The organism is Tannerella sp. (genome assembly GCF_030528505.1).
Lineage (GTDB): Bacteria > Bacteroidota > Bacteroidia > Bacteroidales > Tannerellaceae > Tannerella.
In genome coordinates, this window is record NZ_JAUMYS010000042.1 from 21,383 (window position 1) to 27,430 (window position 6,048).

The window sequence follows — 6,048 nt, forward strand, 5'->3', positions numbered from 1 at the left end:
GCATGGCACAGAAACCTTCTATTCCGAAAGGAACGCGCGACTTCTCGCCCGAAGAGATGGCCAAGCGCAACTATATTTTCAATACGATTCGCGACGTTTATCACCTCTACGGCTTTCAGCAGATCGAAACGCCCGCCATGGAGAATCTTTCCACCTTGATGGGGAAGTATGGCGAAGAAGGCGACCGCCTGCTGTTTAAAATTCTGAATTCGGGCAATTGTTTGTCGTGCTTTACGGACGATGAACTGCGTGAACGAAACGCGCTCAAGTTTGCGGCGAAAGCCTGTGAGAAAGGATTGCGTTATGATTTGACCGTGCCCTTCGCCCGTTTTGTCGTGCAGCATCGCAACGATATTTCCTTCCCGTTCAAGCGCTACCAGATACAGCCCGTATGGCGTGCCGACCGGCCGCAGAAAGGCCGCTATCGGGAGTTTTATCAGTGCGACGGCGATGTAGTCGGGTCGGATTCGTTGCTGAACGAGGTGGAATTGATCCAGATCATGGACGAAGTGTTCCGCCGTTTCGGCATACGGGTGTCTATCAAGATGAATAACCGTAAAATTCTGACCGGTATTGCCGAGATGATCCGCGAGGCCGATAAGATCACGGACATTACCGTGGCGATGGATAAGCTCGATAAGATCGGCCTCGACGGCGTCAACGACGAATTGCGGAGCAAAGGCATCTCGGAAGAAGCGATTGCGCGGCTCCAACCCATTATCGTGATGAAAGGCGATAACCGCGAGAAGATGGCTGTGCTGAAAGAGATGCTCGCCGGATCCGAGACGGGTCTGAAAGGAATTGAAGAAACGGAATATATTCTGGATCATATCGAGCAACTGCCGCTTACGGCTGCGCTCGAAACCGACCTGACACTGGCGCGCGGACTGAATTATTATACCGGAACCATCTTTGAGGTGAAAGCGCTCGATGTAGAGATCGGCAGCATCACGGGCGGAGGCCGGTATGACAATCTGACGGGCGTATTCGGGATGGACGGTATGTCGGGGGTCGGCATCTCGTTCGGAGCAGACCGGATCTACGACGTGCTCAACCAGCTCGACCTCTATCCAGCCGATTCGCTCCAAACGACGCAGGTCATGTTCGTCCATTTCGGCGAAAAAGAAGCCGCATATCTGTTACCGGTTATGGCACAGGTGCGTGCGGCCGGCATACGTGCCGAGCTTTACCCCGAAGCGGCGAAGATGAAGAAGCAAATGGGCTATGCCGATGCGAAAAAGATTCCGTTCGTGGCCCTCGTCGGCGAAAACGAAATGGCCGAAGGAACGATCAACCTCAAGAATATGCAGTCCGGTGAACAGGAGTCCGTAGGTACGGACGAACTGATTGAACGGCTGCTCGCTCACGGATAAAGGTTCCGGAGAGTGATCGGAAGCATCGGACGGAACGAATGGCCGAAAAAGGTGCCGAGTGAGACATCTTGTCATATCCTTGGGTCGAATTTCTGACGTATTGTCGGCAAACGTGACAGATTGGGGGGATAGATTGCATTTGGCACGGTATTCGCATTCGCATGGGCAGCAGATCAAAACAAAATAGAAACAAATAAATATAGCATTAACAATTAAAACGTAGAAAACATGAATGTTAAACCATTAGCAGACAGAGTGCTGGTTAAGCCGGCAGAAGCTGAAGAAAAGACGGCGAGCGGAATCATTATCCCGGACTCGGCCAAGGAGAAACCCTTGAAAGGCGAAATTATCGCGGTCGGTAAGGGTACGAAAGACGAAGAGATGGTGTTGGCTCAGGGCGACCGTGTGCTGTATGGCAAATATGCCGGTACGGAAATCGAGCTCGACGGAGAGAAATACCTGATCATGCGTCAATCCGACGTTTTGGCTATCATCTGATCAACCCAACGAAACATAAACGAATCATAAAGATTAATAACAAAATATCATGGCAAAAGAAATTAAATTCGACATGAATGCCCGCGACCTTCTGAAGAAAGGTGTGGACGAATTGGCAAATGCCGTTAAAGTAACATTAGGTCCGAAAGGTCGCAATGTCATTATCGAAAAGAAATTCGGCGCGCCGCAAATCACCAAAGACGGTGTAACGGTGGCGAAAGAAATAGAGCTCACGTGTCCGTACGAGAACATGGGCGCGCAGCTCGTGAAGGAAGTGGCTTCGAAAACGAACGACAAAGCCGGCGACGGAACGACGACCGCTACCGTTTTGGCACAGGCCATCATCGGCGTAGGGCTGAAGAACGTAACGGCCGGAGCCAATCCGATGGACTTGAAACGCGGTATCGACAAGGCGGTATCGAAAGTAGTAGAAAGCATCGCGTCGCAGTCCGAAGCGGTAGGTACGAACATGGACCGTATCGAGCACGTGGCTAAGATTTCGGCTAACGGCGACGAGAGCATCGGCAAGTTGATTGCCGAAGCGATGCAGAAGGTGAAGAAAGAAGGCGTTATCACCGTCGAAGAGGCCAAAGGAACGGAAACGACGGTCGACGTGGTCGAAGGGATGCAGTTCGATCGCGGTTATATCTCCGCTTATTTCGTGACCGACACGGAAAAGATGGAAACCCAGTTCGAAAATCCGTACATCCTGATCTACGACAAAAAGATTTCGGTATTGAAAGACCTGCTTCCCATTCTGGAACAAGTCGTTCAGTCGGGTCGCGCCTTGCTGATCATTGCCGAAGACATCGACAGCGAAGCGTTGGCTACGCTTGTGGTGAACCGTCTGCGCGGTGGGCTGAAAGTATGCGCCGTGAAGGCCCCGGGCTTCGGCGACCGTCGCAAGGCGATGCTCGAAGATATTGCCATTTTGACAGGCGGAACGGTGATTACCGAAGAAAAAGGCATGAAACTGGAAGATGCCAAGATGGATATGCTCGGATCGGCCGACAAGGTCACGGTGAACAAAGACAATACGACGATTGTGAAAGGGAACGGCGACAAGGCCGCTATCGAATCGCGTATCGGACAGATCAAGGCTCAGATCGAAACGACGACGTCGGACTACGACAAGGAAAAACTGCAGGAACGTCTGGCCAAGTTGGCAGGCGGAGTAGCGGTACTCTACGTCGGCGCTCCTTCGGAAGTGGAAATGAAAGAGAAGAAAGACCGTGTAGACGACGCGTTGCATGCTACCCGCGCGGCGATCGAAGAAGGTACGGTGCCCGGTGGCGGCGTGGCATATCTCCGCGCTATTTCGGTACTCGAAGGCCTCAAAGGTGAGAACGAAGACGAAACGACGGGTATCGAAATCGTGAAACGCGCCATCGAAGAGCCGTTGCGTCAGATCGTGAACAACGCCGGTAAGGAAGGCGCCGTAGTGGTGCAGAAGGTAAAAGAAGGCAAGGGAGCTTTCGGATACAACGCTCGCACCGATGTGTACGAAGACCTCTGCGAGGCCGGAGTCGTTGACCCTGCCAAAGTGACACGTATCGCGCTCGAAAATGCCGCGTCGATCGCCGGTATGTTCCTGACTACCGAATGTGTCGTAGCCGAGAAGAAGGAAGAAACACCGGCTCCTCCGATGAACCCGGGCATGGGTGGCATGGGCGGAATGATGTAATTCCCGATCGCTATCGCAAAGTAATTAAATATAGGTATTAGAAAAGGGCTGCCCCCCCGACGGAGTCATCGACTCCTCGGAAGGGGCAGCTTTCTTTTTTGGGGCGTTGAGCCTTTTCGGGGTGTTGATTCGTTGAGTTGTTGAGTTGTTTATAGCCCTTCGGGCGTTGAGTTGTTGAAGTGTTTAGTTGTTGAATTGTTGGCTACAACAATTACGAATTACAAATTACGAATTACGCAAGCTGAATACTGATGGCTGACTGCTTCCGATTAACCCAGATTACGCAATAGAATAAAAAACAACTATAACTACCTGATTAATAAAACATAATACATATATTTTTCTAATGCGTAGCGTTAGAGATTTTTTCAAAAAAACATTGTTTAAAAACTTATATATCAACATATTATAAGTGTATTTGAAATTGATTTTATACTAAGAAAAATAACTCAATGCGGAATCCGGGATTAAGTCAGGCTTTCAGCCCTCCCAACAAGGAATGGTCATCAATACCCCACCCTGACGGGATGGGGCTGAAATAGATCGGGCTTTCAGCCCTTATAACCCCCTTCGGGCGTTGAGGTGTTTAGTTGTTTAGTTGTTGAATTGTTGAGGTGTTTGCCCGCCATGGTGTGGATATGAACATCCCCCTGCCCCCCCTTCAAAGGGGGGAATCCGTAGTACACGCCGAATCATGTACGCGGTAAATAACCATTCACAATTATTCTCCGCCCGAAGGGCGTCATTTTTCACTTTTCACTTTTCGTTTTTCACTTCCTTTGCGTTCGAAGCGTCGGCGATAGTCAGGGCGGACACAAGGCCCGCCCCTACATTGACTACACTAACGTCTATCTGTTGGGCGGTAAAGCTGTTGTTATGAGCCCATATAACTTCCAGTTTGGGACTGTTGGCTGCATTGAGGCTGTGGATTTTATTATCCCGGCAGTAAAGCCCAATTAATTCCGGCATGTTGCTGACGTCAAGTTGTGTCAACTCATTGTTATCACAGTAAAGCACTCTCAAGCTTTTGTTATGAGTTACATCAATACCGGTAAGATCAGTCTCTCTGCAGTTTACGATATCGAGTTTTCCATAAACGGTTACCGCTCCGTTCGGGGCATTGCTGGCAATCTTGGTGTGTCCCGAAGGCAGCTTTATTGTGCGGTCGTTGCCGGATCCATTCGTTATTTTGATCCATCCCTGTCCTACTACTTCAGCGCTAACAGTCTTGCCCGGTTTGGTCGTGAAAACGATATAGTTGCTCATGTCCACGGTTTGTGCCTGGGTTGCCATCGCCGTTATGGCTGTCAGCATAATCAGGACAGCCCATTGTTTTATCTGCTTCATATTGTCTGATTTTAAGTATACTGAATAATCCTTGATGTATGTATGATGGCTTCCCGCCGGGCTCCGGATACCGGCCTTGCCGGGCGGGAAGCAACTGTGTGTTTAATGAACGACTATTTTATGCGTCCATGTTTCGCCTTTTACCACAATGATGCCTTGCGGCAACGAGAGGTCATATACTGCCTGCCCCGAGGGTTTGTTCAGGCTCAGTAACCGCTTGCCCGCAGCTGTGTATACGTCTACCCGTTCGGCTACCGGCGAATCGATATACAACCTTTTGCCTTCCGTCCATGCCGAGGGCTTTGCCAACAACGGGTCGGAAAGGAGCTCTATCGGCGGGTTTTGTGTTCCTCCGATTGTCTTGCCGACGGCGATTTTCCGGTCCGTCTTTTTCGGTGCCGAGACTTTTACTCCTTTATAGAAAGCCGTGTTTTCGGCTTCGTCCATCACTCGTACGTCGATGCTATACGTTTTGCCAGGCATGATGTTGCCGACAAGGAGATACATCGGTTTAAGCGGGGGGACCGGTGGCGGAGTAGCGGTCGAGATGCTACCGGATGTAAAATATTCGGATTCGTATCTGCCCAGAATCCCCCCTGTTTGTATCGGTCGGGGCTTCTTCACCATCCTTTTTCGCGGCAATTTTATCCCCTTGGGCAGTTCTATTTTAATCCGTTCAAGATTGTCTTTGATAATATCTCGTTCAATATCTTGTGCGATACGTCCCGGATTAAGACCATCCATAAACTTCTTCGTATCCGTTACTGTAACCTTGTATAGCAGTTCGTCGTGTGGCGTTTCATTGTCGGTTGCATAATCCCACGATACCAATAACCGGCCGTCGTCCAACCATTGCAGGGCTATTTCGGGCTCTTCGAGGGTAGGCGCTTCGCCTTCGGGGGTTGTAACCGTCCCTTCTTGGGGATAAAAGTCAGCTTCGTTGCCGGCTTCATCCATCACGGAAACTCCGATTTCGAATTCAGCCTCGGGCCTCAGGTACTCATCGTCGCGAATCGTATACGATGTGATATTCTCCATCCATTCGGTTTGCGGGCCACCAGAGGGGTCTTCCATATCTTGCACCCATACTTTACGTGAGTTCGGGATAATGTTTATTAGAATAATACCATCTGTTTAGTTTGTTGT

Annotated in this window: 5 protein-coding genes; 3 read left to right on the plus strand and 2 right to left on the minus strand. The window is 50.1% G+C overall.

Annotated elements, in window-relative coordinates:
- The first annotated feature begins 2 nt into the window (after positions 1-2).
- From hisS to groL, 3 genes are all read left to right on the plus strand, one after another.
- Entirely contained in the window at positions 3-1,373 is a 1,371-nt protein-coding gene (hisS, locus tag Q4A89_RS07920; RefSeq protein ID WP_303184748.1) for a histidine--tRNA ligase, read from the plus strand.
- Between the two features lie 228 nt (positions 1,374-1,601).
- The gene (gene groES / locus Q4A89_RS07925) at positions 1,602-1,871 is read left to right on the plus strand and encodes a co-chaperone GroES (protein WP_124752420.1); all 270 of its coding nucleotides are present in this window, start codon (positions 1,602-1,604) and stop codon (positions 1,869-1,871) included.
- Between the two features lie 49 nt (positions 1,872-1,920).
- Positions 1,921-3,555, plus strand: coding sequence for a chaperonin GroEL (groL, locus tag Q4A89_RS07930; protein WP_303184750.1), 1,635 nt, complete (start codon positions 1,921-1,923; stop codon positions 3,553-3,555).
- Between the two features lie 756 nt (positions 3,556-4,311).
- Here groL and Q4A89_RS07935 read toward each other — a convergent pair.
- Both Q4A89_RS07935 and Q4A89_RS07940 read right to left on the minus strand, forming a co-directional pair.
- Positions 4,312-4,902: a hypothetical protein gene (locus Q4A89_RS07935; protein ID WP_303184752.1), complete on the minus strand. Its 591-nt coding sequence runs from the start codon at positions 4,900-4,902 to the stop codon at positions 4,312-4,314.
- A gap of 102 nt (positions 4,903-5,004) precedes the next feature.
- Positions 5,005-5,976, minus strand: coding sequence for a T9SS type A sorting domain-containing protein (locus Q4A89_RS07940; protein WP_303184754.1), 972 nt, complete (start codon positions 5,974-5,976; stop codon positions 5,005-5,007).
- Positions 5,977-6,048 lie beyond the last annotated feature (72 nt).

What these genes read in the sequence shown, in the direction of transcription:
- hisS (WP_303184748.1), top strand. Translation starts at nt 3, where the DNA reads ATGGCACAGAAACCTTCTATTCCGAAAGGAACGCGCGACTTCTCGCCC.
- groES (WP_124752420.1), top strand. Translation starts at nt 1,602, where the DNA reads ATGAATGTTAAACCATTAGCAGACAGAGTGCTGGTTAAGCCGGCAGAA.
- groL (WP_303184750.1), top strand. Translation starts at nt 1,921, where the DNA reads ATGGCAAAAGAAATTAAATTCGACATGAATGCCCGCGACCTTCTGAAG.
- Q4A89_RS07935 (WP_303184752.1), bottom strand. Translation starts at nt 4,902, where the DNA reads ATGAAGCAGATAAAACAATGGGCTGTCCTGATTATGCTGACAGCCATA.
- Q4A89_RS07940 (WP_303184754.1), bottom strand. Translation starts at nt 5,976, where the DNA reads ATGGAAGACCCCTCTGGTGGCCCGCAAACCGAATGGATGGAGAATATC.